Here is a 24,615-nt window from a genome sequence, read left to right on the forward strand (position 1 = left end):
GAGGGATCCTGTCGGCATGGACTGAGAGGGGGTGCCATCAGTAGAAGCCATTATCAGCTACCTCGATTGTCCTGGAATTCTCGACTCGCCATTTCCCATTCCTCAGCGGTCAGGCGAGGCATCGGTCCGACGCAGGTCATTTCCGAGCGTCTCAGCAGCTCGTCTGGTCCACCTAAGGCTTCGACGAAGCGAGGACAGGTCTTCCGCCAGATACCAGGCACCAGCTCGATCTGGGTCAATTGGTGAAGCGCCTGCTCTGCCGTAAGGGGTTCGGTTGGCTTATTCATCAGAGGAGACCTCTGTTTTGTTGGCCTTGTACTTCTCTAGCAGCGCCGTTAGTTGCTGACGCTCGGCCGCAGGCATGGAGAGGAGCGCATTTACATCCAAACCGATGTCCTCTTGCTGCACACGAATACGATCAGCCATTTGGTCGCCATATCGAAACTTCAAAAGCACTTCCAGCAGCCGATCCGAATGCTTCCTTATCAGCAGGGGCCGCTCTTCGCCTGTCGCTTTATCGACAGTGGTAGCGAGCTTGCCACCATGGATCACTGGCTCGTCATAACCCAAGGCCGCACGCCGATAGGCTTCGCCCAATAAGGCATCAAGGCCAACGTTAATTGACTCCTCCCAACGAGTGCGAAATTCCAGATCGTTTGCTTTGTGGTAGAAGGCTGTTCGTCTAGTTATTCCACATGCCTCGGCAGCAGTTTTTGGCGAGCAGGTCTCTTCTAGCACCTCAAAGAACCGCTCTCTTAGTTCAGGGGTAAACTTGTTGGCAGACATGTTGGATTACTCAAAAGTGGCTTACTACATATTCTGCGTGTGTTAAACCCGAGATAGAACCAGCGTTTCTCCTTTCGATTCATTCACTTAAATCGATGAAGACCCTTATGTTTGATTAGAGGGCGAAGTTGGCTCGCGCGCGAAGGAGAAGATGGCGCAGAGGTGAGAGAGCGAAAAACAGCAAGACTCCTGAGTTTCCGCAAGCCTCCCTTAAGTTGTTCTCCCTCATAGTGACTGTGCCTGCGATTCCCCACCTCGTTCGACCACGGCGATTTAGTTGCAGGCTGGATCGGCTCCAGGACTGTGAGACTATGCGGAGTCCGGTCGTCCCAAAGCATTGATTTTACTGCCTTTACTTATACTACTTAATCTTCACAAACTTAAATTAAAAAATATAAAAAGTAGTAAATAACTAAATGCTAAATAATAAATGGAGGCAGCTATTTAATATTTAGTATTTAGCCAAACGGCATATCCGGGAGAACTGAAAAGCAGGCTATGCTGTTGTGATTCTGTGCAAACTCGCATAACGCGCTGATCTACAAGCAAAAAAAAGCGCCAGACTTGTTTTGATGGGTCGGCGCAAAGTATGTGATTTTGTCGTTTCTTGCGTTTCAAAGGGAAAACTAAATAGCTCCTGCGAAATTAAATAGCGAAGTCCGAACACCGTGGCCGACTTAGGCCACGGTGCCAAACTCCTACTCCTCCTTGCCTGTTGCCTTCGCCCAAATGGCACGGGCGTCGCTCAGCCCTGGCAGAACCCACCTCCATACGCGGCGACCATCTTCGAGCACAACCTGACGCTCTCCAATGCCCGCTTTCTTTTTGATCTTCATGGCGAGTCCCGCCTTTGTTCTCGGTCTCGCTCCGATCGACTTGGCGTAGGCAAGGTAGTCGCGGTGCAGCTCGTCTTTATCCACCTCCACCGCAGACTCGTGCCACGGCGGATCGTCATCTGCAATCGCATAACCAGGCAATTTTCCCGACTCCAACAGATCATCCCACCAGGACTCCTCGGCGCTCTGGCTCATCATCTTTTGCTCGGCTAGCGCTTCGGTTTGAGGAACGTTATCCCGAGGGTGCCAGTTGCCAATGTCACGCTTCAGCATGTCGTGCAAAAAGGCGGCGCGACCTCCGTTTTCGAGCTGTTTATTCAGGGCATCGAAGAAGGCTTTGTCACCCTTACGGTTGGTGTTCACATTGAAAACTGCGAAGCGGCGCTCCCCATCCATGCCAGCAGGAACTACCCAGTCGTTGTTCGACGCCATGACAATGTGAACGTGGTTTCTTCCGTTAACAGCGTCTCGACCCTTGCCCTCGTAAGTGATCGTCGGCTCGGTAACCAATTGCTTGAGTACGGCCTCGCCTTCTTTATTTCCAGCCCAGAACGCTTCGTCTGCAAACAGACATACACAGTTCTGGAGGTGGGAGTTGAAGCGCCCCGTTAGGTGGCCGGGTGAGCTGATGTGGAGCCCGCTTGCACCTGCGATGTCATGGAGGGTGCGCCCCAGCGTCCCTTTCCCTGTGCCTTTTTCGCCGCGGAACGCGATGGCAACCTCAGCGACCTTCTCGGGATGCTGGAAAAGGAACGCCATCCAGTTGAGGACATATTCATAGTGTTCTTCGACACCATCCACCAGCACTTCCAGAACCAGCTGGCGTAACAGCGACCAGTTGCCTTCTTTGGGGTCGTAGGCCCAGCCCTGCCACATGTTGAGCCAGCCGTCGTGGTCTCTCGATGGATCGAAAATGATCCCCTTGTACTGGCGACGTTTAGGGCTCTTCAACCAGACATCGGCGACAGACATCAGCTTGTTATTGACCTCGGTCAGCCTGTTCTCATACATGGACCTGAAGTCACTTTTGGATAGACGCTGGTAACGTACGCGCCCGTTGAAGATTGGGTCGGCTTCCTCAGTAATGATCTGGAAACCGCTATCCAAGACCGCATAGTGCTTTCCATTCAGCTCTTGGATGATCCCATCCAGACCTTCGGCCTTTGGCTCTGCGCGCAATTCGGCGTCGTCCACGCCTTCGCCCAGGCTTTCTTCTAGCCACGGTTCGAACTCGTCCTCTGGGTCTGGGTGGGCAATGTGCCCCCCTGCTTCCTGCACTACTTTATGGAGGAACTTGATTGTCACAGGGCGACCGCGACGCCCTCCGCTTGGATTCGAATGAAGCGAATCCCATCGGCGACCAATGATCCAAGCATCGTCTTGGTAATCAGGGTCTTGGGTCGACCAGTCGATGAATTCCTGCCGACCTTCACCGTTCGTTGCGTGATGGCAAGCCATCATCAAGGTTCGCCAATGGCTCTCTTCCTTGAAATCCTCGACATCAAGAAACTCCAGGGCAGCCGCGAGCTGCTCAGGGGAGAGATCACCGAGCCCTGCCGCCTGTCCATGGGCCCTGGCCGGGCGACGGATCAGATCCAGTATCCGGCTGGGTAGGCTTTGCATTTCGCTGGGTCTGGGCGCGAAGTCGTCCCACTTGTAACGCTCGCCACAAGGATGCACGGAGCCTGGGGCGACGACTTGTCTTCCCAACGATTTAAACTCCAGCCCAGGAAAGTCCTCCAGGCTATCGACCACAGCGACGTCGGCAGGCTTTTTGAAGTAGTAGTGATCGCCACCTGAGCCTGTAATCACATGCGAAGCCAGCATCAGGTCCAGACCGTGGGCTTCTACAAACTCTGCAAGAGAGTCACGACCGTCGGGAAAATTTCGAGGATCAACATCCAGCACCACCACCGAGTCGGGCAAGCGAACGCCGATATTTCTTCCCGTTCTGGTGGCTTCAGCCAACACGGCAACAGAGTCGTATTCCTTCGCTTGCCAAGCCCCATCGCGAGGCGTCTTGCCACGAGCACGGCCGCGATTATCTACGGCATCCCACTTATGTAGAGGGATAAGCTGAAGACCCGCTGCGATCAGCCCATCGACGTCGAATGATGGTGTTCGTTGAGCGGCAGAGGTCGCACTATGGCTCTGCGATTCGATAGTTGGATTGTCGCTCTCCATAGGTTTTCCAGCATTTACCCCGCCTCGTTGCCCGACGACTAGCGGGGTATTTTTTTGTCCGTTCATCGGCCACCCCCACATCGCCTGGCGGCGATAAAGGCACGGAGGTCACCCATGCGATAGCGAGCGCCCCTTTTGCTCCGTCCAAGCTGGATGCTCGACGGCAATAGTTCGGGCGCTTTGCACCGATACCAAGTAATGGTGGCGTAGGTAATGTTTAGAACAGCTGCAGCGGCTTGCAGATCGATGAGGGCATCGTCGGGCAAGGCATGAATTTCTTCGAGCTCAGCGAACGTGAACTCTTTGGTTGGGCTCGCCATGGTGGCAGTCTCCAGTCGGCCCCACAGTCGTTGAGAACTGCGGGATATTTGACTGAATGCACACTGGCATTGGGGCTGCTCATTCGACAGTCGTTGCGAAGAACCCCTCGGTTGTTCTTGCCACCGAAAGCACTTTTGCTCCCGCAGTCATCGCCGATGGGAACCTCCGCACAACTTGGCGCGATTGGTTCAATGCTGCCCCAAGATTCAAGGTTAAACAACCAACGATTTGCTCGTATTCTCAGGCCGCCGTCACCGCTTCGGTTTGATCCGGACTGCTATGCGTCAGCGTATTCGGTACTACGTGCAACACGGGCTGCCTGAGCAAGCCAGATTGCTGCGTTTCGGCGGCTGATTGAGCTTCTAAAGCAGTCGGAGGCCAGGTTCCTTCAGTCCAATCAAGGCCAAGCGCTGCCAGAATGTAGCTCGATGCCTTTTCTTGGTATGGCCTCAAGTGCTCCACCCCAATGTTGATGTAGCCCATGGTCACGTTATTGGCAGCGTGGTTCAGTAGGTACTTCAGCTCAAGCAACGGCACCCCTGCTTGTACGGCCAATGATGCATATAGATGTCGAAGGGCATGGCCCGCCAGTCCGTTGAGCTCTGGCTGCTTCACCTCTGATACATGACCAGACTTCGAGTCGGAGGCGAAGACCCATGGGTGCTTTCGATGCATGCGAGGTGAATGGACTGCCCTGTGGGCGAGTAGCGCTTTCAACGGACCCGACAGCGGCAAGTCGAACGCCCGCTCTGCGCCACCCTTGGGGTTCGGGATATGGATAAACCCGTCATGGATATGTTCTAGCCGAGCTTCGCAGGCTGCTGTTTTACGCATGCCGCTGAGCAGCAGGAACAAATGAAGATCGCGGCGCACTGGATTCAACTGGAGAACAGCCCTACCCCACTCCTTCAATTGATCAGCGCTCGCTTCCACTTTCCGCCGTTTCAATCCATGGAAGTCGATGTTCGAGGCGGGGTTTGGTGGCAGATCGGGATGCTCTCGAAGGCCACGGTTGTAGAGGGCCCTGAATACTCGAAACGTCCCATCAGCCACTGGTGCTCCGTTTTTTGTGGTGATGCTTTTATGCCGCTCCCTTACCGACGCCCTGTTTGCGCCAATATCCATCAAGGGCTTATCTAACCAGTCGCTCAGGTACTGGCTCATCAGGTAGCGATAACCTTCATCTGTACGAGGCGATAGCTTTTTGGCAGCAAGGTGCATTTCCATTGCCTGCCTGAGCGTCATGCCCTTCACACGAGCCTTGCGCTTTTCCTCGTTTGGGTTGGCACCGCTACGCATGGAAACCAATTTCTGCATGGCAAGCTCGCGAGCTGCTTTTGCCGTTAAGGAAGGGTGGTCGCCCAACTTGACCCTCACCTGTTTACCGTTGACCAAGCTCTGGACATAGAAGCCTTTCTTGGTTTTGCTGATGATTAGATAGAAGCCTCGAAGCTCAAGATCGGCATAAAGGGTGGTCTTGCCGTTCTCGGCAGGGGCGACACGCTCGACCAAAGCCTGGGTGATTTTGACTTTCATAGAGGAAGGGTTCCGAACAAAACATAAACACGCTTTTTTGCCCCTCGAAACATGTGTTCAGGCGAGGCAAAACAAGCTCGAAACCCTATTAAGTCGCGTATTTACTGGCTTGTAAGCGCCGAAACCGTCTGATTTTTAGCCGAAACCAAATCATGGCAAAGTGATATGCGCCCGACTTGTAATCAGTAGGTCCCGAGTTCGACTCTTGGTGCCGGCACCACATAAATCAAAGGCCTGCAGCGATGCAGGCCTTTTGTTTTTCTGCTGTACGTAAAAACCCCACCCGCAATAGTCCGCCGTGATCTGATGGAATGAATGGTCCCACTTTATCTTCAGTAGGAATGTGGCGGGGCGGCTGGGGATGGCGGACCGGTGTGGTGAACTCATTTCCAGTTGATGCCCTTCTGCTTGTATGAATACTGGGGCGGCACCATTCAGCTGATCGCGTGACCCGGCAGCGTTTATTTGATGAAACTGCTCAGCATCCCGTTGACGCTGTTCATGTTCGGTTTGCTGCTAGGTACGCTCAGCTCTTGCGGCGCATCCTGCGCGCTCTGGTCTGACTGCTGACTAGTGCCGGAAGTAGGCGCTGGTGGCAGCCGATCTTGGGCATGAGTGGACATTCTTCCTTTCACTTGCGTTATTCCTCACAGCTCGCGCTTCATGCGCGTGGCCTTTTTGTCGTCTTCCTACAGTCACCGCTTCGCGCCAACGTAGGTTTGCACTCTCGATAGGCGGTGCGAGCTCTGTCAGCGGAGTCTTGGATCTTGTGGTCTGACTAGCTGTTAGGCCGCTATGAACGATTGGCCCTGACGGATTTTTATCAAGGAATCAGAAGTTGCCGATGCTCCCAGTCCTTCTGGCCGACAAGGCGTTCAGTCGTTACTACAACCGCAAGTACCTGAACCGGATGCGCGGCGGCATGGTCGCGGCCATTCTGCTGTTCGGGTTATTCGGCCTGCTTGAAGTGCTCACGCTGCCGCCCGCGGTCTACCATCAAACGCTGCTGGTGCGCCTGGCCGTGGTTCTCCCGGTGCTGTTGGCTGTCTGGGCCGCGACCTACCGCCCCTATCTGTTTGGTCACATGCAGAAGGTACTGGGAACGGCCGCGTTCTTGGTGCTCAACGGCGTGGTGCTCATCCTTTGGCTCGCGCGGCGCGAAGGTGCATCGCTGCCCTATGAAGGCATCCTGCTGGCCACCCTGTTCGTCTACCTTCTCCTTGGGCTTCGTCTGATCGGTGCGCTGGTCTGCGGCTGGGCCAGTTGTATAGCCTACATATTGATGGAGCGACACGTAGGCCTGGAAGGGGATGCGCTGCTCTATAACGCGATGTTTCTGATCTCGGCCAATATCATCGGAAGTGTTGGCGCCTATTTTTCCGACGCCGTCAGCCTCGAGAATTACAAGGCCGAACAGGCATTGCAGCAACTGGCCGAGCGGGATTTTCTGACAGGGCTGTACAACCGCCGGGTCATGCAGGAGCGCGCCTCGGACGTCTTCGCCCAAGCAAAGCGGGAGCAGCGCTCGGTGGCGGTCGCCCTGATGGATGTGGATTTCTTTAAGCGTTACAACGATCTGTACGGCCATGGCGAGGGGGATGAGGTACTGCGCCGCGTGGCCGCATCGATCCAGGCCAGCGCGCGCAGACCGCTCGATTTCACTGCCCGTTACGGCGGCGAGGAATTTGTAGGCGTGTGGTATGACTTGAGCGCGGCTGATGGCCGGGAAAGGGTCGAGGAGATATGCCGTTGTGTGCGTGAGCTTGGCATCGCCCACCGAGGCTCGAGTGCAGCGGAGGTGGTCACGCTCAGCGCCGGAGTCGTGTCCTGCGAGCCCGGGGAAACGTTTGACCTGCAGCAATGCCTTCAGCGCGCCGACGCAGCGCTTTATCAGGCTAAAGCACAGGGGCGGGACCGGGTGGTTCCGAGTTGGACGCTGGGGGCCGGCGCTACATAGATCAAAGGCCTGCAGCATGCAGGCCTCTGTTTCTTTCTGCGAAATGAAATTCGGCGGCAACTTGGCCGAACGTTCATCCCCAATTAACCCCCACCGATCGACCCATCCAACTGGCCTGACGCTCGTCAGCCGAAACGCCGTTTGGATTTGGCGAAACCATCAAGCGATGCCCCACCACTGTTCAGTCATCGCCTGACGTTGTCACCGATGCCAGCGCCCGCCGTTAGATACCTTTCCCCAGCATCTTTCCGTTGACGATTTCCCCGTAAAGGTTCACGCCGTCATTGGCGTGGTACTTATCTCGGGTTTTCTCGACTGAGCCATCAATCAAGCGTGGGTCTTGCGGTCGCTCGTGGCTGTTCATGAAGGCCGCCACGTTCCAGGCGTCTTCATCTGACAGGGTGCCGCCTTTGCCCAGTGGCATGTTTTCCTTGATGAACGCCGCAGCCGTGTTGATTCGATGCATGCCAGCACCCCAGTTGAACGAGTCCGCCCCCCAGAGTGGCGGGAATACATAAAGGTCACCAGACTTCTGCCCCTCCCCGTTCGGCCCATGACAGACGGAGCACTGTGCGTCGTAGACCTGTTCTCCCTTCGCCAGGTCGTAGCCGCCTTCGGGTTGTGGCACTTCCGGATAGGCCCGACCGGGCAGCTCTTGCCCCGTGGGTGCTCCGGTTGCAAGCCAGTAGGAATAGGCTGAAAGCGCGGCGATAACGGGGCCGTCAGCCTCGGGTGCCTTGCCGTTCATACTGAACTGGAAACAGCCCTGAAGGCGCTCGGCATAGCTGTTCACCTTGTCGTTCTTCTTTCGGTACGCCGGGTACATGGTGTAGGCAGCCCAGAGCGGCGCAGAGTTGGCTTTCCGGCCTTGTTCGAGGTGGCAGTTCGCACAGGCCAGGCCGTTGCCCACATAGTCGGGCGCATGCGTCTTGGTATCGACGAATATGGCGCGCCCTTGCTGTACCAACTGCCCGTAGGCGTTGTCAGGCAGTTCGCTTTCCTTTGGCGGTTGGAAGTACTTGCTGCTGGCGGGATCACCGGCCCCGGTCAGGATCTGCGACTGATCTTCCATCGCGATGTCGTCCGCGAGCACCGGGAAGGCCAATGACATCAACAGCAGTGCGCTTGTATGGGTCTTCATTTGGCTGCTCCTTTGTCGGTCAGGCCTGCGAAGTACGTCGAGACCGCCGTTACCTCGTCCTCGGTCAAGCTACGTGCGATGTGGCCCATCAAGTCGTTGGGGTCGTTCTTGCGAGTGCCCTGACGCCAGGCGGTCAGCTGCGACGACAGGTACTGTGCCGACTGCCCGGCCAGCGGTGGAAAGGCGTCGCCTACTCCCGTTCCGCTGGGGCCGTGGCAGGCGACGCACTCAGGGATATTGCGATCCCAGGCGCCACGCAGGGCCAGTGTTTCGCCAGGCCCGTCGACCAACGCGGTGCGGTCGATTCGCTCGACCTGCGGTTTAGGCTTGTCAGCCAGCATCGTCGAGACGGCTTCGGCTTCCTCACGGCTTAAGGCTGCCGCAATGGGCTGCATAATTGGATTCGCCCGCGCACCGGATCCGAAATCAGCCAGTTGCTTGCGCGTGTAATTAGCCGACAAGCCGGCCAGGCGGGGGAATCCTGCAGCAGCCATGCCCTCACCCTCGGCGCCGTGGCAGGTGGCACACGCCATCGCGGCGGGGTTGGCCCCGCCTTTGCTGTACACCGCAGCGGCATCCGCGGCGTGCGCGGACACCGAAATCGCAAGGAAGAGCCCGGCCAAGGGCCAGAGGGGGACGTTCATGTAGCCTCCAGATCATTCTTGTTATAGGTGCCGGTGCTGACTGACCGTGTCGTGTTGCTAGCGTTTTGACAACGGCCCCATGATGCCATTCAACGCCTCGGGACGAGGCGCGCCCTGATGCTGCTGCAGACGCCCTTGCTCATCCAGGTGATAGATAGCCGGGGTCGCCGAGGCGCCCATTTCGCCCATCAGGGTGAGGTTCGCCTCGAGCTGTTCATTCACCTCGGGCGCGATGCGCTCGACAGGTTTGAGCGTGCTGGCCTTGCCCGCGGCCTCGTGCTCATTGAGAGCCGCTTCAGGGTCTTTCGCGGCCAACAGCGCCGCGGCTTTACCCGCGCTGTCCGGGCGCAACATGCCGACCATGACGTGACGGAGCTGAACGTCGCCCGCTTCGACCCAGGGCCGCGCCTGTTTCCAGAACATGTTGCAGAACGGGCAGTTCGGGTCAGAAAACATATAGATCACCCGTGGCGCCTCAGCCACGCCATCAGCTATCCAGGTGCTGCTTTCGAGCCGCTGCCACATCTCGCTGCTCATCGGCTCATACACAAGCTTTTCAAGCGGTGCCTTGGTCAGGTCTTCGCCAGCGGCATCCAGCAAACTGCCGACCACGACATGATCACCGTCCGGTGTCAGATACAGCGCAATGCCCTGTCCGTTGTAACGCGCCGCGTAGCCCTTTAATCCGCCCGGCGCGTCGAAACTGCCGACCACTTTGGCTCCGCGCGCTTCAATGGCCTGAACTGCGGGAGGCAGCGTTTCGGCCAGCGCCCAGGGCGTCGGCAGTAAGGCGAGCGTTGAGATAAAAAACGAAAGTGAACGTACCGGTTTCATGGCTGGGTTTTGACCTCTAGTTGCTCAAGGGCGCGCGCCAGGCTGGCACGGGACAGTTCACCGAGATGGCTGCCAACTTGGCGTCCCTCGGCGTCATAAAAAAGCGTGGTGGGCAGCGACGCAGACCCTACGTGCTGGCCCAGACGACCGCCGGTGTCGAGCAGAACGTTTTCCAGGCCGAGCCCTTCGGCGTCGAGGAAGTCGGCGATCAATCGCTCGCCCTCGCCCTGGTTGACGAACAGAAAGGTCACGTCGGTGTTTTCTTGTTGCGCCTGCGCAAGGACCGGCATTTCACGCCGACAGGGCGGGCACCAAGTGGCCCACAGGTTGACCACCAGCGGCTTGCCAACGTAATCCTGCAAGGCGACGGGTTTACCCCCGTTGTCCCGCAGGCCCATCTCAGGCAGTCGCGTGCCCTGCTCGAACGCGTGCAACGCAAAGGTCCCGAACCCCCAGCTGAGCACACCCACCAGCACCGCTGCGCCCAGCGGTCGGCGCAGCCCGCTGTCGCGCCAGGCCAGCAAGGAGCCCAACAGAACGGCCACCACCAAGCCCGGCCAGGCAATAAAACCGCCGTCACGTATGTCGATCACGCGCCAGGGCTCATCTCGGAAATGCTCGACGTAGACCAGCACGAAGGCCAGCCGCGCGACCAGTAGCGCCACCAGCAGCAGCCTGAAGAGCTGTTGTTCCGGATTCCGCTCGCTGCGCCGCCCAACCCACCAGCCGGTCAGCATCGCTATAAACAGGCTCACCAGCATCAGCACATGTGGGACGGCAAGTGCCAGGGGCCCCAGATTGATCGTCAGCATCAGCCACGCTCCCTTGTCTGGTTCCATCTGTTCAGAAATTGATTCGCATCGACCTCGCCGGTGATGCGCTGGGTTCGTCGCTCTTCCCCGTCCGGGCCGATGAAGAGCAGCGTCGGCGGCCCCATGACCTGATAGCGGTTCAACAGCTCGCGACTGGCGGGATCGGTCTGCGTCACGTCCGGCCGCAGAATCCGCACGCCAGTGAGCGCCGCCTGCACCTGCGCGTCGCCGAACACCTCCTTTTCCATGACCTTGCAGGACACGCACCAGTCGGCGTAGTAGTCCACCAGCACCCACTGGCCCGCGGCCCTGGCGGCAGCCAGCTCACGATCAAGGTCGGCCGGCGCGCTGAAGCCGACAAATCCGTGGGCAGGCTCAGCGCCCTGCGAGGACGCAACCCCGCCCGTGAATACACCGAGTGGCCGCATGACATCCTGCGCGCCGCCAGCCGCTCCGAGCAGCAGCGCTACTCCCCAGACACCGGCCAGCGACGCCACCGCGCGGCTGAGTGCCTGATGCCGCACCAGTTCCCGCGACAGCTGCAGAAGCCCGCTGGCGCTCACAACCAGCAGCGCGCCCCACAGCCCTACCCAGAGTGGGTCGGACAACAGCGGACGAAGCACGTAGAGCGCCGCGACCAGAAACAGGAAACCGAAGGAAACCTTGACGCGATCCATCCACGGCCCAGGCTTGGGCAGGAAGCGATTGCCCACCGTCACCAGCAGCACCAGTGGCGTACCGATCCCCAGGCCCAGCGCGAACAGCACCAGGCCACCGTTCACGGCGTCGCCGCTTTGGGCGATGTACAGCAGCGCCGCGGCCAGCGGTGCGGTCATGCAGGGGCCCACCAGCAGCCCGGACAGCACACCCAACGCGCTGGCCCCGGCGAGGCTGCCGCCCCGGCGCTTGCGGCCGGCCTGCTCCAGCCGATCACGCAGGCCCGCCGGCAGTTGCAGCTCGAAGAAGCCGAACATGGGCAAGGACAGCAGCACAAACAGGCCTGCGAAGCTTGCGATCAGCCACGGCTGCATCAGCCATCCCTGCAGATTCGCACCTAGTAACGCCGCCACCACTCCGAGGGCGGCGTAGACCAGCGCCATGCTGAATACGTAGGCCCCAGCCAGTGCCATGCCGCGGCGAGGCCCGGCCTGGCTACCCACCACAATGCCGGCCAGGATGGGCAGCATCGGCAGCGAACAGGGAGCAAAGGCAAGCAACAGGCCGAGTCCGAAGAAGATCAGCAGGCTCCAGCCCAGCGACTGCTGCTGTAGCCCGCTGGCCAGGGCCTGGTCGTCGGCCTGAACCGGCATGGACGGAGGGGTGCTGCTGCCGCCCAGCGCTACCGTGCGGGTTTGCGGCGGATAGCACAGGCCGGCATCGGCGCAGCCTTGCCAGCCGAGTTCGAGCGACGCGAGATCCGCATCGGGAAGCTGCACTTCCAGGCTGTCGCGATAGATTCGCGAATCCCCAAAATACTCGTCATGGTACGGCTCGCCAGGCGGCAACTGCGGCTCGCTCCTCGGTGGCAGCCCTGCGAATCGCAGGCGCTCCTTGTAGAGGTAATAGCCGGGCGCAATGTCCCAGCGCAGCACGGCGCCGCCAGCGTCAGGCTGCTCGACGTGCAGCCTGAAGGCTTCGTCCACGGGCAGAAACTCCTGCTGCTTCTGAACGAAGGTGAACGGTGAAGCGTTCGCCAGCTGCGCGGTCCATAGGCAGCAGGCCAGAAAGACAAAAAGCGCTCGCATGCACAACACCCGATTACCCGATTCGACGGCGAGCTTGCCGACTCGGGATTAAGAGGCGATTAACGAGGCCTGGACACAACCTGTAAGGCTGAGCGGCGTTGAGGCACGAGCAACTCGGCGTACCATCTGCTAACGCGCCGTTAATCCAGGCGGACGATACTGACTGCTGCCTCTCAAGCGATTCCCACATGCACGTACTGCTGACAGAAGATAACGCACTGATCGCCAGTGGCATCGTCGCCGGGCTCGAAGCCCAGGGCTTCAGCGTGGCCCATGCCGCTACGGCCGGGCAGGCCGACTCGCTGCTGCGCACAGCCAGCTTCGACCTGATGATTCTCGATCTGGGCCTGCCTGACGAAGACGGCCTGCGCTTTCTCCAGCGCCTGCGCCGCCGTGGCCTCGAGCTGCCTGTGCTGATCCTGACTGCCCGGGACGCGGTGACCGAGCGGGTATCCGGGCTTCAGGCAGGCGCTGACGACTACCTCGTCAAGCCCTTCGACCTGCGTGAACTCGCTGCCCGCCTGCATGCCCTGCTGCGCCGGGCTGCCGGTCGGGCGACGCAGATGATCGAACACGGCCCGCTGAGCTACGATCCTGCCGCCTGTGCGGCGTTCATGGCGGGCGAACCCGTGGACCTGTCGCGCCGTGAACAGGCGCTGCTCCAGGCGCTACTGCAGAATCCCGGCCGCGTGCTATCGGCCGAGCAGCTCAAGGACGCCGTGTACGGACTGGGCGATGACGTTGAAAGCAACGCCCTGAATGTCCATATCCACCATCTCAGGCGCAAGCTGGGTAACGGCATCGTCGAAACCGTCAGGGGAATCGGTTATCGCCTGGGCCCTGCCGGCCATGGCTCGGCTCCCACCGAGGCACCCGACCCATGAGCTTGCGCCTGCGCCTGACCCTCACCCTCGGCTCGGCCTTCGTGCTGCTCTGGGCGCTGGCCGCGACCTGGATGCTCTTCGATGTTCGCAATCAGTTGATGCAGTCCCTCGACCAGCGCCTTGCTGCGTCGGCGCGGATGGTCGCGGGTCTGTTGGTGCAACTGCCGCAACCGCAACTGGGCGAAGGCGGTATCACCCGGCTGAGTGCGGAACAGCTGGGCATCGAAAACGGCCTGGCCTGCCAGATCAGCTCCTTGCGGGGTGAAATCCTGGCGCGCAGCCATGCGGCGCCAGACAGCACGCTCGACGCTCAGCGCACCGGCTTTCACGACCAGATGATCGGCGATACCGCCTGGCGTAGTTTCACCTTCATCCAGAACGGCATGCGCATCACCACGGCCGATCGCCTTGACGAGCGCAGCGCACTCCAGCGCTCGGTGCTCCTGGCCGCGGCACTGCCGGTTTTCGTCGCGTTGCTGGGCAGCCTGATCGTGTTGTGGATCGGCATCGGCAACGGTCTTGCGCCACTCAGACGAATCCGCACGGCCCTGGCGCAGCGCAGCGCCGACTCGGTGGATCCGTTGCACATCGAGCGGCTGCCGCGAGAACTGACGCCCCTGGTCGAAACCCAGAACCAGCTGTTCGCGCGGATCGCGCACATGCTCGAACGCGAACGTCGGCTCACCGATGACGCCGCCCATGAACTGCGCAGCCCGCTGACTGCCATCAAGACCCACCTGCAGGTCGCGGCCATGACCGAGGGCGATACCGCGAAACGGGCATTGGCCCAGGCAGAGGTCGGCACGGATCGTCTGCACCGGATCCTCGAACAGCTGCTCATGCTGGCGCGGGTCGAAGGTCGCGTGTCCTTCGATGACGGCCTCAGCTGCACGGCCCTCGACGTCGCGCAGCTGGCGATCGCTGACGCCAGTCAGCAGCCCGGGCCGCACATCGAGCTGTGCGGGGCGCAAGATGTCTGCCCTCACCCACTGGCGATGCCGCCCACCCTGGCGGTCGCGGCGTTGCGCAACCTGCTCGACAATGCCCGCCGCCATACCCGGCACGGCACAGCCATCCGCTTGACGATCTCCCAGCTGGATGAAAGCCGGGTTCGCTTCAGCGTGCAGGATCACGGCCCGGCCATCCCGCCGGAAATGCTCGAGCGTCTGACGGAGCGCTTCTGGCGCAGCGGCGAAGGTGAAGGCAGTGGTCTGGGCCTGTCCATCGTCAAGGCGATCGCCGAGCGCTGTGCCTGCGATCTGCGTTTCGAGCCGCAGGCGGACGGTCTCGTCGTCGAGTTGGTGGTCAGCCTGCAGGCTCCCGCTCCCTGAAGACGGCACCTCGATAACCTGAACGTCCAGCCACGCACACCGTCCGAATAGTTGACTGAGCAATCCGTCAACCATCGTCGGAGGTGGCAATGCTTGTTTTCGAACCTGTTTATACAGACGGCCTGGCGCAGATTTCCTATCTGGTCGGCGACAGCAAGGCCGCGGTAGCCGCGGTCATCGATCCCCGCCGCGACATCGATATCTACCTGCAAATGGCCAAGGCGCGAGGCCTGCGAATCGCCTACGCCATCGAAACACATATCCATGCCGACTTCGTGTCCGGTGCCCAGGCGCTGGCAAAGCGCACCGGGGCACAGATCATCGGCGGTCGTGCGGACAACTACGGGTTCGAGCTTCGCCAGGTCAGCGGTGGCGAGACGATAGAGCTCGGGCAGGCCACGTTGCAGGTCATGCACACGCCCGGGCATACGCCTGAACACATCTCCCTGCAGCTGTTCGACGCCCAGCAGGGCGACCAGCCGATCGCGCTGTTTACCGGCGATACCCTGTTCAACCTGGACGTCGGGCGCCCCGACCTGCTGGGCGAAGGCAGTGAGCGAAAGCTGGCCGGCGCGCTGTACCACACGCTTTTCGATCACTACCTGCCCCTTGGCGACCGGATCGAAATCTACCCCTGCCACGGCGCCGGCTCGGCCTGCGGCAAATCCATCGGCGACCGTCGCCACTCCACGCTCGGCAGCGAGCGTCTCTTCAACCCCGCGTTGCGCGAACAGCGGAGCGAGGACGAGTTTATCGATTGGCTACTGGCGGACATGCCGGAACCACCCCGTCACTATGCGCGACTGAAACAACTTAACGTGCGTTCGGGCGTACAGATGGAAGGCCCTTCCCTGCCACCGCCGCTCGCGCCGTCCGACTTCGAGACACTGGCGACGCGCGACATGCAGGTCGTGGACGTCCGCTCGATCCTCGCGTTTGGCGGCGGGCACGTACCCGGGGCGATCAACATTGCCCTGCGCAACGAGTTCGTGAACTGGGCTGGCTGGATGCTCGACGACGCTCGCCCGATCCTGCTGGTGGGCGAATCGGCCGACGATGTTCACCAGGCCGTCACTCAGCTCTACCGGATAGGCCTGGACGATATTCGCGGCTATCTGCGCAACGGCATGACGGACTGGCAGAACGCAGCGCTACCGCTGAACAGGCTTCAGGAATGGACGGTTCACGAGCTCAATGCGCGTCGTGAAGCGCCCGATGTGCAGGTGCTGGATGTACGCAGCCCTCAAGAGGTCGCGGCGGGCCGGGTGCCTGGCGCCAGGCACATCTTCGTCGCGCACCTTGCTGACCGGCTCAACGAGCTGGATCCGGACAAGACCACCGCCACCTACTGCGGCTCCGGCTATCGCGCCTCCATCGCGGCCAGCATCCTCAAGAAAGCCGGCTTTCGTGACGTGGCCAATGTCCCCGGTTCCTGGATGGCCTGGAAGGCGGCAAACCTGCCGGTTCAGAAAGACTGAAGGATCTATCGGCGTTTGAACGGCGCAGGTGTCTGGTTTGCCACCTGCGGGTGCGCGATCAGAAGGCGACCTGAAGCAGCAAGGCCGACGCGGCAACCGCCGCGACCAACCCGAAGCCTCGCTGCAGCAGGCGCCCGTCCAGGCGAGATGAAACCATGCGGCCGGCGAACATCCCGAGCACCGCACCGGCCGAAAACGGCAGCGCCACTGCCCACTGGATGCCACCCGTCAGCGCGGCGGACAACACGCCGCTGACCGACACCAGGCCGATGACCGCCAACGACGTGGCGGCAATCGAACGCATCGGCAGATCACTGAAGCGACTGAGCGCCGGCACCAGCACGAACCCGCCGCCGACCCCCAGCAAGCCGGACAGGAAACCGGCTAAGGTGCCGGACGCGGCGACAGTGGCCGCGCAGCGGGACGTCCAGTGGAAACGGCCCGTGTCGGGATTCAACCGACAGGGCACGGCCCTCGGGGTCGTGTCATCGCTCGGCGGGCGCCTGAATGCCCTGAAGGCAACCCAGAACATCACCAGCGCAAACACCACGGCGAGCACATCGTGCGCTACCCGCCCGGCCACCCAGACGCCGACGGGCGCGAGCAACACACCGCAGCAGGCCATCAGCGCCGCCGCCTTGTAACGGACAATGCCGTCCCTCAGCCCAATCACCGCCCCAACCCATGCGGCAAGCCCGACCGCCATCAACCCGATGGGCGCGGCCTGATGCAGCTCGAGCCCGACCACGAAGATCAGCAACGGCACGGTGAGGATGCCGCCGCCAGCACCCGTCAGCGCCAGGACGAGGCCGACCAATAGCCCGAGCCCGATCTCAACCATCGTTGCGCTCCGGAAGCCTTGGATCACCTTTCGATTTACAGCGACCGCAACGTTTCACTGCGGCTTCCCTGAAAAGCGTGTCTGCAACTCGTAGAGCGCCATACCTGCCAACATGGCGAGGACAAAGATCAGCGGTTCGCTCCGACCACTCAAAAGCGTCGCGACCGCCGGCCCCGGACAATAGCCAGCCAGCCCCCATCCCGCTCCGAATGCCAGGCTGCCCAGTACAAGAGGGCGATCGATCCGGGTGGCGGTGGGCATTCGCATGACATCTCCCAGCACCGCCCGGGACCGTTTGGAGGCGAAATAGAACCCGACACTGCCGACCGCAATCGCACCGCCCATAACGAACGCGAGCGAGGGGTCCCACGGACCGGCCAGATCGAGAAAGGCGATCACTTTGGACGGATTGGCCATCCCTGACAGGATCAGGCCGAGGCCGAAAATCAGCCCCGCTACAAAGGCGCTCAGCAATTTCATGGCAACTCCTCAGCCCAGCAGGTGGCGGATGACGAACACGGTCAGAAAGCCGCTGGCCATGAAGGCGGCCGTCGCGACCAGCGAGCGCGGCGACCGTCGCGACAACCCGCAGACGCCATGCCCGCTCGTACAACCGGAGCCATACCGCGTGCCGATCCCGACCAACACACCAGCCGCGATTAGCGTCAAGGTGCTCGCCTCTACGTCGATGTCTGGTTGCTCGAACGCGGCCTGAAACAGCACCGGCGCGATCACCAGCCCGGTAATGAAGGCAACACGCCAGAGCACATCGCCTTTGCCTGGCCGCATCAAGCCGCCGATCACGCCGCTAATGCCCGCGATTCTTCCGCTCAACAGAATAAACAAGGTCGCAGCAAGACCGATCAGCGCGCCCCCGGCGAGCGAGGACCACGGTGTGAAATGTACCCAGTCAATCGTCATGTCGAGGGTTCCTCGCGTTCGGGATGCTGACAGTAAAGCCGGTAGAGCACCTGCATAACCTCCATCGCTTGTTGGCTGGCGATGCTGTAATGCACTTGCTTGCCCTCGCGTCGGGTGCTGACCAAGCCGTTATGGCGCAGCACCGTGAGCTGCTGCGACAGGGTCGGCTGCACAATGCCCGTCGCACTGGCGAGGTCACCCACGCAGTGCTCGCCCTGGGTCAGCTGGCAGAGCAACAACAGGCGGTCAGGGTTGCCGAGCACTTTCAGCAAGCCGCAGGCGTCCGCGGCACTGCGACGAAGCGTTTCGATATCGAGATCTGCCATGTGGGCCATTTTTATTCAGGTGGGTCAGGTGAATTTGACAATACGATTTATCAATATATATTTCAATAGATCGTATCAACGCGGCAGCGGACGCCCGGTCGGAACTCGACCACCCGCACACACCCTAAAAATATGCGGCATCGCTGTGACTTTTCACCTCGCCGCGCCCACCCTGTCGGCGCGAACCAGGAGATCAACATGTCATCGATACAGCAGAACAGTACCCATCATGACCAGGCGGACCGGGTTCGCCGCTCAACGTCCCGACCTGTGAATCAGGAAATCGATCGGCAAACGGACGAGAACATTCGTCACTTCAGCGGGATGGGACGAAGCGCAATCCTTCAGCGTATCGACGCCCTGGATCGCGAGTGGGATGTCGAGCGCGTGCTCGAGGTCAATGCCTCCTCGCTCGCGCTGTCTGGCCTGCTGCTTGGCCTGACAGCGAACCGAAAGTGGTTTCTGCTGCCCGGCGTCGTGCTGCCGTTTCTTCTGCAACACGGCTTGCAGGGCTGGTGCCCGCCGCTGGCGATCTTGCGCCGGCTGGGTATCCGCACGCGGGGCGAGATCGATCAGGAAAAATATGCACTGCTCAGTGCGCTGGAACAGGCACCGCTGAACACTCACCACTAGCCGAGACCATCATGATATTTCGCCAGCTGTTTGAGCCCGTGTCGTCCACCTATACCTACGTACTCGGATGCGAGGACACCGGCCAGGCCGTGCTCATCGACCCGGTCATTTCCGCAACGGACCGCGACCTGGCCGAGCTGGCCAGGCTGGACCTGCAGCTGGCGTTCACCTTGGACACCCATATACATGCCGACCATATCACCGCCGCGCTGGAGCTAAAGAAGCAGACCGGCTGCCGTATCGCGGGGCCGGCTATCGACAAGCTGCCCTGCACGGATGTGGGCATCGTGGAAGGCGTCCCTTTCATAGTCGGCAGCCTGCAGTTCACGCCTTTGCATACCCCCGGCCACACGGACGGGCACTTCGCCTACCTCCTCGGTGATCGCCTGTTCAGCGGTGATGCGTTGCTCATCGACGGCTGCGGTAGGACTGACTTTCAGAACGGCAGCGCCGACGACCTGTTTCACAGCGTTAGAAACAAGCTGTTCACGCTGCCAGACGACACCCTGGTCTATCCCGGCCATGACTACAGTGGTCGACGAGTCTCGACCATCGCCCAGGAAAAGCAGCGCAATCCCCGACTCGGTGAAGCGATAACGTTGGAGCGCTTCCGCGACATCATGGCGGAATTGAATTTGCCTTATCCCAAGTTCATCGATCACGCCGTGCCGGGGAATCGCCAGTGCGGCGTTTGCCCACCCGACCTGACGGATAATTTCCGCCGCTATTGCGAACAGGTTGAGCACAGTCCTCAGGGTTGAGCACGTCATGCCAGCCCCCGTGAGGCCCGGAGAATCCCGTTAAATGAGTCACCGTTCGCAGCCTCCAGGTGACGTTGCCAAGCATCCATTCGCTACGTGAGGGATTGAATATGAAGACCCCTGATCGACCCCGTTTCCGCGTGAGCGCAGACCGGCAATCGGGAAGCCGCCGCGTTCGCTATGTTGAAACCAATCATCCAGATAGCCAGAACTGCACGATTTGCCAGCTGGATGAGGAGAACCCACCGCCGATGGAAGAACGGCCTTCGAGCCCGTCAGGTACTCGAGGGGAGAACCATGACGCGAAGCCGGAGCGATCCTGATCGGGCGATGAGATTGATAAATTATCTGTATCAACTCGTCGCGTTCGTTTGTAGTCGGTTCGTTTTGTACCACTGACGTCGACGCGCAAGACGTCGCTGCGTGCCACGGCAGCAGGACAACAAAAAAGCCCCGCATCAAACGATGCGGGGCTTTTCTGTTTAGGCTGAGTCCTGTTCCTTTCGGCCGCTCCGAGCAGCAATTCCCTACGCCGATCCTGGCGCATGCGAGTTCCTTCGCGGCAGCCTTGCCCGACCCAAACGTGGCGGGTCGGGTGCCGAGCTAGGCGTTTCGCGGCACGTCGAGACGGGTCGCGGAGCGGCTAGCAGCGGCAGCAGGGTTAAGAGGAGCAGTGATGGCAAAAGTTCCACTTTTAGAATGAAAAGGCCATCAGATTAAGTGTTTTCAACTTTGGAGGGCTCTGGCATGGGCTCGCTGGCCGTACCGCAGCCCGTCGCCAAAAAGCATTAATGCGCCGGGACCCACTATCACGCAAGCGCACGAACAAAATGATCCCGGCACGGCGAACTACGCTGCATGGCGGTGATTCAGCCTGTAATGGCCATTAGCCGAACCCGATCCCAGCTGGCCGATCGACACCATTTCTTCGGACCTGCGGGCCGGAACATAACGAATAGATTGCTGTCAGCTGAGCGTCGCCACACTCCAGCGCAACTGAAAGGCATTGCTTTGCCGCCACGGAGCCAGCCTTGAGGAGCCAGGCCACTCGATGACCGCTATCACCACCGTCTTCAACAAACTCAAAGTCTATCTATTCAACGCATCATGGATGATGGCGGAGCGGTTGCTGAACATCGGTGTGGGCTTCCTGATGGCGATCCTCCTGGCCCGTTACCTGGGGCCGGAGCAGTTCGGCATTCTCGCGTATGCCATTTCGATGACTGCAATCTTTGCGTCCGCGGGCCACATGGGCCTGGCTGGCCTGGTTGTGCGTGAAGTGGTTCAGCAGCCGGACAAGGTGCCGGAAACGCTGGGCACCACCTTTATGCTTAAGCTGACCGGCATGACGCTCGGCTTCGCGTTGATCGTCGCGTATGCGTTCTTCTTCGAAGAGGTGGGCGGCACCGAGTTCTGGATGCTCCTGATCGTCGCCTCGGCTATTTTCTTTCAGACCTTCGACGTCGTGGAGTACTGGTTCCAGTCGCAGGTGCAGGCCCGCTACCCGGCCATCGCTAAATCGAGCGCGATCCTGCTCTCGTCCGGCCTCAAGCTGTTAATGGTGTTCAGCGGCGCCGGTGTCATCGCCTTCGCGTTCGCCCACACCGCGCAATTCCTGATGGCGGCGGTGATTCTGGCAATTCTCTACAAAGGCACCACGACCGTTTCGGTGATGAGCTGGAAGGCGAGCTTCGCCAAGGCCAAGGAACTGCTCAGCCAGGGCTGGATCCTCTATGTCGGCTCGATCTTCGCGGTGATCTACATGAAGATCGACCAGGTCATGCTCAAGTGGATGGTGGGCGCCGAAGAAGTCGGCGTATATGCCGTGGCCGCGCAACTGTCGGAAGCCTGGTACTTCCTGCCGACCGCCATCGTCGCATCGTTTTTCCCCAAGCTGATCAACCTCCACGCGGCCGATCCGGCGCGCTTCAATCAACGCTTTCAGCAGCTGTTCGATGTGTTGTTCATCCTCGCCATCGCCGTTGCGCTGCTGGTGACGCTCGTCGCCGGGCCGATGATTTCGCTGCTGTTCGGGGCGGAGTACCAGAACTCCGCCTCAATTCTCACCATCCATATCTGGGCGGGCGTGTTCATCTTCATGCGCGCAGCGTTCAGCCGCTGGATTCTGATCGAGGGCGCGCTGATGTTCTCGCTGATCACACAGGGCCTGGGCGCGCTGGCCAACATTGGTCTGAACATGCTGTTGATCCCGCATTACGGCGGAGAGGGAGCGGCCATGGCGACGCTGATTTCCTATGCGGTGGCCTCCTACGCGGCGCTGCTGGTGCACAAGAAAACCCGGCCCGTGTTCTTCATGATGACCAAATCCATATTCAGTCCTTTTCGTTATGCGTTCAGCGCCGTAGGAGCCTCCCGATGAGCCTCAAGTCCCTCGCCAGAGCCCTGCCTGAGCCGGTCAAGAATCTGATCAAGGCCACCCGGGACAACACCGGGCTGGCCCTGGTCCGGCTGTTTTCCGCCAATGGCTTCCTGTCGTCCCTTTATTACTGCCTGATCAGCCGCGAGTTCGACCGCGAGCACCGCGCGGTGCTGCTGGGGCGGCTGCAATTTGCGCGGCTGATGCGTGGCAAAGGCGAGAATGACGCCTTCCTGCGGCGCAACGTACACCGCTTGGAAAAAGGGCTGATCATGCGCCCGCGTCGCGCGACCTTCGCCGAAGACTACATCGGCCCGACCGTTCGCTGCTTCGCGGATGCAGCCCAGGCCGGTGTCGCCAGTGGCCAGCAGCGCTGGGCCAATGATGTGCTCACCGATTATTTTTCAGCAGTCGGCAGCACGCCGCGTATCGACTCGGCCAAACAGGCCTTCACCAGCGCGCAGCAGCTCGACGAATCCAGCCGGTGCGTCCCCTACCCGCACAGCGAATTGCCGCCCTGCCCGGTCAGCTATGACGAGCTGATGGTGCTGTTTCGCCGTCGCCGCTCGGTGCGCTGGTATCAGGACAAACCGGTGAGCAACGAGCTGATCGAACAAGCGGTCAAGGCGGCTGCCCTGGCCCCCTCGGCCTGCAATCGTCAGCCATTTCGCTTCTATGTCAGCAACGACCCCGCCAAAGCAGCCGACGTCGCGCAGTGCGCCGGCGGCACGGCCGGCTTTCATGACAATCTGCCCTGCGTGATTGCGGTGGTGGGCGACCTGGGTTGCTACCCCGAGGCGCGGGATCGTCACGTGGTTTATATCGACGGCTCGCTCGCCGCCATGCAGTTGATGCTGGCGCTGGAAAGCCTGGGCCTGTCCAGCTGCTCGATCAACTGGCCGGACGTGGAAGAAAAAGAACGCAAACTGGCAAAAAAACTGGGCCTGGCCTACCACGAGCGCACCGTGATGCTGCTGGCGGTGGGCTATGCCGACCCAACGGGAGGGATTCCTTATTCGGACAAGAAGACCGCAGACGACTTGATTGTATTCAACTGAGGTAAGCGATGATTATCGAGATCAGAAAGGCAGGCTTCGTCAATAAAGGCGCAGAGCTGATGTTGCACGCAGCGTTGCAGAAGCTGAGGACCCGGTATCCCGACGCTACCTTCGTCATGGCCCCGACCCCGAAAAAAGCCGAGCAGCCGTTCCGCAAGCTGGTCCAGCTGGGTTTCTATCCCAAGGCCTGGCTCTGGCGCTACGGCATCCAGTGGGGCACGCTGGCCAACTTCGCGCCACGTCCGCTGCGTGAGATGTACGGCGTGGTGCTGGATAAGGAAGTCGATGTGGTCATCGACGCGGCGGGCTTCGCCTATAGCGATCAGTGGGGCGAGGATCCTTGTGCTGAGTTGGCACAGTCAACCAAGCGCTGGCACAAGAACGGCACCCGGGTGATCCTGATGCCACAAGCGCTTGGGCCGTTCAAATCGGAGAAAAACCGGGCGGCAATGAAAACGGTGGTCGATAACGTCGACCTGATTTTCCCGCGCGAGCGCGTGTCCTACGAGCACCTCACCGAGCTGGTGGGCAAGCAGGCCAAGATCAAGCAATCACCGGACTTCACCAACCTCATCACCGGTGTGCTGCCGCCGGGGTTCGATACCGAGCAGAACCGTTTCTGCATCGTCCCCAACTGCCGGATGCTCGACAAGACCGACCAGAAGACCCGCGACGCCTACCTCCCCTTCCTGATTAGCTGCACACGCTACCTGCTGGAAAAGGGCGCCAAGCCCTTCGTGCTGGTGCATGAAGGCAAGGACGATCAGCGCCTGGCTGACGAACTGTCCGCGGCGGTGGGCGGCATCCCGATCGTCAAGGAGAGCGGTGCACTGGAAATCAAGGGCATCCTCGGCGCCTGCAGCGGCACCCTGGGCAGTCGTTTCCACGGGTTGGTCAGCGCGCTGTCCCAGGGCGTGCCAGCCTTGGCCACGGGCTGGAGCCACAAGTATCAGATGCTCTTCGAAGACTACGGCTTCCCGGAAGGACTGGTTCAGGTCACCACCGATGAGGCGGAAATCAAGCGCAAGATCGATCTGGTGACTGACGAAGCCGAGCGGATCAAGACGATGATCCAGGCCCGCACCGATCAGCTCAAGCAACAGTCCGAGCAGATGTGGCAGCAGGTGTTCGCCGTGATCGATCAGTGCGAGCGTGCTCAACAGCCGCAACACCACACCGCCGGCGCAGCCTGAGTGCCCGCCGTGGCGC

The 24,615-nt window shown here is 60.4% G+C and carries 22 protein-coding genes; 9 read left to right on the top strand and 13 right to left on the bottom strand.

Annotated elements, in window-relative coordinates:
• Positions 1-53 precede the first annotated feature (53 nt).
• The 4 genes from K4O48_RS19525 to K4O48_RS19540 all read right to left on the bottom strand — a co-directional run bounded on the left by K4O48_RS19525 (position 54) and on the right by K4O48_RS19540 (position 5,663).
• Entirely contained in the window at positions 54-287 is a 234-nt protein-coding gene (locus K4O48_RS19525; RefSeq protein ID WP_222910020.1) for a hypothetical protein, read from the bottom strand.
• On the bottom strand, positions 280-786 hold the full coding sequence (locus K4O48_RS19530; RefSeq protein ID WP_222910021.1) for a hypothetical protein: 507 nt from the start codon (positions 784-786) through the stop codon (positions 280-282). Before K4O48_RS19530 ends, K4O48_RS19525 begins: the two co-directional genes overlap by 8 nt.
• 698 nt (positions 787-1,484) lie before the next feature.
• Positions 1,485-3,806 (bottom strand): bifunctional DNA primase/polymerase, encoded by a 2,322-nt coding sequence (locus K4O48_RS19535; protein WP_222910022.1) that lies wholly within the window; start codon positions 3,804-3,806, stop codon positions 1,485-1,487.
• A gap of 561 nt (positions 3,807-4,367) precedes the next feature.
• Positions 4,368-5,663 carry an integrase family protein gene (locus tag K4O48_RS19540; RefSeq protein ID WP_222910023.1) on the bottom strand — a complete coding sequence of 432 codons (1,296 nt, stop codon included), beginning with the start codon at positions 5,661-5,663 and terminating at the stop codon, positions 4,368-4,370.
• A gap of 844 nt (positions 5,664-6,507) precedes the next feature.
• Here K4O48_RS19540 and K4O48_RS19545 point away from each other — a divergent pair.
• Entirely contained in the window at positions 6,508-7,620 is a 1,113-nt protein-coding gene (locus tag K4O48_RS19545; RefSeq protein WP_222910025.1) for a GGDEF domain-containing protein, read from the top strand.
• A 223-nt stretch (positions 7,621-7,843) separates the two neighbouring features.
• On the opposite strand, the gene K4O48_RS19550 is transcribed toward K4O48_RS19545, so the two are convergent.
• From K4O48_RS19550 to dsbD, 5 genes are read right to left on the bottom strand one after another with little or no spacing between them, the layout of a single operon-like run.
• Positions 7,844-8,761, bottom strand: a complete 918-nt coding sequence (locus K4O48_RS19550; RefSeq protein ID WP_222910026.1) for a c-type cytochrome — start codon at positions 8,759-8,761, stop codon at positions 7,844-7,846.
• Positions 8,758-9,405, bottom strand: a complete 648-nt coding sequence (locus K4O48_RS19555) for a c-type cytochrome (protein ID WP_222910027.1) — start codon at positions 9,403-9,405, stop codon at positions 8,758-8,760. Before K4O48_RS19555 ends, K4O48_RS19550 begins: the two co-directional genes overlap by 4 nt.
• Before the next feature lie 57 nt (positions 9,406-9,462).
• On the bottom strand, positions 9,463-10,239 hold the full coding sequence (gene dsbG / locus K4O48_RS19560; RefSeq protein WP_222910028.1) for a thiol:disulfide interchange protein DsbG: 777 nt from the start codon (positions 10,237-10,239) through the stop codon (positions 9,463-9,465).
• Positions 10,236-11,051 carry a TlpA family protein disulfide reductase gene (locus tag K4O48_RS19565; protein WP_222910029.1) on the bottom strand — a complete coding sequence of 272 codons (816 nt, stop codon included), beginning with the start codon at positions 11,049-11,051 and terminating at the stop codon, positions 10,236-10,238. The genes dsbG and K4O48_RS19565 overlap by 4 nt, the downstream gene beginning before the upstream one ends.
• Positions 11,051-12,796 (bottom strand): protein-disulfide reductase DsbD, encoded by a 1,746-nt coding sequence (dsbD, locus tag K4O48_RS19570; RefSeq protein ID WP_222910030.1) that lies wholly within the window; start codon positions 12,794-12,796, stop codon positions 11,051-11,053. Before dsbD ends, K4O48_RS19565 begins: the two co-directional genes overlap by 1 nt.
• Before the next feature lie 188 nt (positions 12,797-12,984).
• Between dsbD and K4O48_RS19575 the strand changes: the two genes are divergently transcribed.
• The 3 genes from K4O48_RS19575 (at position 12,985) to K4O48_RS19585 (ending at position 16,489) form a co-directional block, all read left to right on the top strand.
• Positions 12,985-13,680, top strand: a complete 696-nt coding sequence (locus tag K4O48_RS19575; protein ID WP_222910031.1) for a response regulator transcription factor — start codon at positions 12,985-12,987, stop codon at positions 13,678-13,680.
• Positions 13,677-15,011: a sensor histidine kinase gene (locus K4O48_RS19580; protein WP_222910032.1), complete on the top strand. Its 1,335-nt coding sequence runs from the start codon at positions 13,677-13,679 to the stop codon at positions 15,009-15,011. The genes K4O48_RS19575 and K4O48_RS19580 overlap by 4 nt, the downstream gene beginning before the upstream one ends.
• Before the next feature lie 89 nt (positions 15,012-15,100).
• On the top strand, positions 15,101-16,489 hold the full coding sequence (locus K4O48_RS19585) for a rhodanese-like domain-containing protein (protein WP_222910033.1): 1,389 nt from the start codon (positions 15,101-15,103) through the stop codon (positions 16,487-16,489).
• 58 nt (positions 16,490-16,547) lie between these two features.
• Here the strand turns inward: K4O48_RS19585 and K4O48_RS19590 are convergent, their stop codons facing one another.
• The 4 genes from K4O48_RS19590 to K4O48_RS19605 are packed head-to-tail and all read right to left on the bottom strand — an operon-like array spanning position 16,548 to position 18,586.
• Positions 16,548-17,330, bottom strand: a complete 783-nt coding sequence (locus K4O48_RS19590) for a sulfite exporter TauE/SafE family protein (RefSeq protein ID WP_222910034.1) — start codon at positions 17,328-17,330, stop codon at positions 16,548-16,550.
• A 54-nt stretch (positions 17,331-17,384) separates the two neighbouring features.
• Positions 17,385-17,810 (bottom strand): YeeE/YedE family protein, encoded by a 426-nt coding sequence (locus tag K4O48_RS19595; protein WP_057387751.1) that lies wholly within the window; start codon positions 17,808-17,810, stop codon positions 17,385-17,387.
• A gap of 9 nt (positions 17,811-17,819) precedes the next feature.
• Positions 17,820-18,251 (bottom strand): YeeE/YedE family protein, encoded by a 432-nt coding sequence (locus K4O48_RS19600; protein ID WP_028238034.1) that lies wholly within the window; start codon positions 18,249-18,251, stop codon positions 17,820-17,822.
• Positions 18,248-18,586, bottom strand: coding sequence for an ArsR/SmtB family transcription factor (locus K4O48_RS19605; protein WP_222910035.1), 339 nt, complete (start codon positions 18,584-18,586; stop codon positions 18,248-18,250). The genes K4O48_RS19600 and K4O48_RS19605 overlap by 4 nt, the downstream gene beginning before the upstream one ends.
• Before the next feature lie 189 nt (positions 18,587-18,775).
• Here K4O48_RS19605 and K4O48_RS19610 point away from each other — a divergent pair, with 189 nt between their 5' ends.
• The 5 genes from K4O48_RS19610 to K4O48_RS19630 all read left to right on the top strand — a co-directional run bounded on the left by K4O48_RS19610 (position 18,776) and on the right by K4O48_RS19630 (position 24,599).
• Complete coding sequence (locus K4O48_RS19610) at positions 18,776-19,210, top strand: hypothetical protein (protein ID WP_222910036.1); 435 nt, start codon at positions 18,776-18,778, stop codon at positions 19,208-19,210.
• Between the two features lie 11 nt (positions 19,211-19,221).
• Positions 19,222-19,971 carry an MBL fold metallo-hydrolase gene (locus K4O48_RS19615; RefSeq protein ID WP_222910037.1) on the top strand — a complete coding sequence of 250 codons (750 nt, stop codon included), beginning with the start codon at positions 19,222-19,224 and terminating at the stop codon, positions 19,969-19,971.
• Between the two features lie 1,051 nt (positions 19,972-21,022).
• Positions 21,023-22,351, top strand: coding sequence for a flippase (locus tag K4O48_RS19620; protein ID WP_222910038.1), 1,329 nt, complete (start codon positions 21,023-21,025; stop codon positions 22,349-22,351).
• Entirely contained in the window at positions 22,348-23,406 is a 1,059-nt protein-coding gene (locus K4O48_RS19625) for a nitroreductase family protein (protein WP_222910040.1), read from the top strand. The genes K4O48_RS19620 and K4O48_RS19625 overlap by 4 nt, the downstream gene beginning before the upstream one ends.
• A gap of 8 nt (positions 23,407-23,414) precedes the next feature.
• Positions 23,415-24,599: a polysaccharide pyruvyl transferase family protein gene (locus K4O48_RS19630; protein ID WP_222910041.1), complete on the top strand. Its 1,185-nt coding sequence runs from the start codon at positions 23,415-23,417 to the stop codon at positions 24,597-24,599.
• The last annotated feature ends 16 nt before the right edge of the window (positions 24,600-24,615 follow it).

It is taken from the genome of Pseudomonas sp. DNDY-54, assembly GCF_019880365.1.
In the GTDB taxonomy this organism is placed as follows: domain Bacteria; phylum Pseudomonadota; class Gammaproteobacteria; order Pseudomonadales; family Pseudomonadaceae; genus Stutzerimonas; species Stutzerimonas stutzeri_P.